Raw genomic sequence first — 1,514 nt, 5'->3', positions numbered from 1 at the left:
CCGCAGCACCGTCCGGCAGACCGGAAGGTTTGGTTTGGGCGGTGATGGGGGAATACCGCGAAATGTCAGTGGTTGTACAGAAAACGAGCGGTTGACCACCCCGAATATCGTGGACGCCCGACCGGTCGTGGTTTCGGGGTGCCGATTTCATACCCCAGGTGTGAGATTTACCCGAAGAGAAGACCAAACCCTTGACTCCGCGGTACCGAATAGTAGATTGAGAGCGGTCATGTGACCTACCTCTCAAATGGTATGGAAGCCCGAGAGGTCGGTCATACGTGGTTTCTTCGACTGCGTGTTCGGGGCGTGACGCTCGGTGCTTTGTGTGCTCGGAATGTAACGCGCCCGCGTTCAGCAGATCGGAGTACTTGGATGAGTCCTGTCGAGACGGTGACCAGCCCAGTGACCAACAGAAGCTTGTCCGTGTCGAACACCCCGCCCGCGCCGAAGCCGGGGTCGCAGCTTCCCCGGACGCGGCGAACGCCGCCCCGGCAGAGCCGAGACGGCGTTCGTACGGTTCGGTTGCCTGTGTCAGGCTCCCCGGCGCTTCGCCTTCAGCAGGTCGAGGCGCTCCTTCAGCAGCTCCTCCAGTTCCTCCTTGGAACGGCGTTCGAGCAGCATGTCCCAGTGGGTACGCGGCGGCTTGACCTTCTTGGCCTCGGGCGCAGTCCCCTCGACCAGGGTTCCCTCGAGGCCGTTGCGGCACAGCCACGTGCCGGGAATCTCGGCATCGTCGGCGAAGGGAATGTCGAACACCTCACCGTTGTCGCACCGGTACTTGGCCATCCGACGGGGCGCGAGGTCGTGGTCACGGTCGGTCTCGTAGCTCACCGCTCCGAGTCGACTTCCTCGAAGTACGCGATCTGCCATGGTTGTGTCCTCTCCTCGATCGTCTCCGCGCGACTACGCCTGGACCAGAACCAAGCGTTCACACTCATCTACAACGCCACGGCCTCCCGATTGGTTCCCGCACGCCGCGCAGATGCAACCTCGACATCTTACCGGGCGGGCCTCGAGGCGCCGCGCAGTAAGGTGGTTGACCATGACCGGCGCCTCCCGCAGACCCGATTCCTGCGTGTGGTGCGGGAGGGAAGTGGCCGAGACGGGGATGGGGCGGCGCCGCCGGTACTGCCGCCAATCCTGCCGGCAGCGCGCGTACGAGCAGCGCAACCAGGTCAAGGGCACGAGCATCCCCGCCGATGCGGTGGTGCTCACGTCGGAGGAAGCCTCCGCCATGGTCGACCGGGTTTTCCAGGTTCGATGTGCCGCCGAGGACGTGGCGACAGCCGTTGCCGAAGGTGCGGCGGCCCATGAGGTGGAGTCCCTGTGTGCCGACCTCGTGCAACTCGCGCGTGAGGCCGAACGCTTCCGCTGAGCCTCGGACAGAGGCAGGGGAGCGCAGGACGCACTCTGCTCGACCGGTCCGACCGTCGCCTGTCGATGGCGATTCCGAAACGAACATCACGAATCGACGCACACCGGGCCCACGCGTACAGCACGATCAGTACAGCGTG

The 1,514-nt window shown here is 64.4% G+C and carries 2 protein-coding genes; one reads left to right on the top strand and one right to left on the bottom strand.

The annotated features are described in order from the left end of the window. Positions 1 to 531 precede the first annotated feature (531 nt). Positions 532 to 870, bottom strand: a complete 339-nt coding sequence (locus FND50_RS19435; RefSeq protein ID WP_005255751.1) for an RNA polymerase-binding protein RbpA — start codon at positions 868 to 870, stop codon at positions 532 to 534. A gap of 172 nt (positions 871 to 1,042) precedes the next feature. On the opposite strand from FND50_RS19435, the gene FND50_RS19430 reads away from it, so the two are divergent. After that, positions 1,043 to 1,375 carry a hypothetical protein gene (locus FND50_RS19430; RefSeq protein WP_005246337.1) on the top strand — a complete coding sequence of 111 codons (333 nt, stop codon included), beginning with the start codon at positions 1,043 to 1,045 and terminating at the stop codon, positions 1,373 to 1,375. The last annotated feature ends 139 nt before the right edge of the window (positions 1,376 to 1,514 follow it).

The sequence above is a fragment of the Rhodococcus sp. WB9 genome (genome assembly GCF_007558985.1).
GTDB classification, from domain to species: Bacteria; Actinomycetota; Actinomycetes; order Mycobacteriales; family Mycobacteriaceae; genus Rhodococcus_F; species Rhodococcus_F opacus.
The sequence above is the reverse complement of the archived record's forward strand: the minus strand, read 5'-3'. Positions and strand labels throughout refer to the sequence as shown.

Coding starts and splice junctions, on each gene's coding strand:
- FND50_RS19435 (WP_005255751.1), bottom strand. CDS start 870: ATGGCAGATCGCGTACTTCGAGGAAGTCGACTCGGAGCGGTGAGCTAC.
- FND50_RS19430 (WP_005246337.1), top strand. CDS start 1,043: ATGACCGGCGCCTCCCGCAGACCCGATTCCTGCGTGTGGTGCGGGAGG.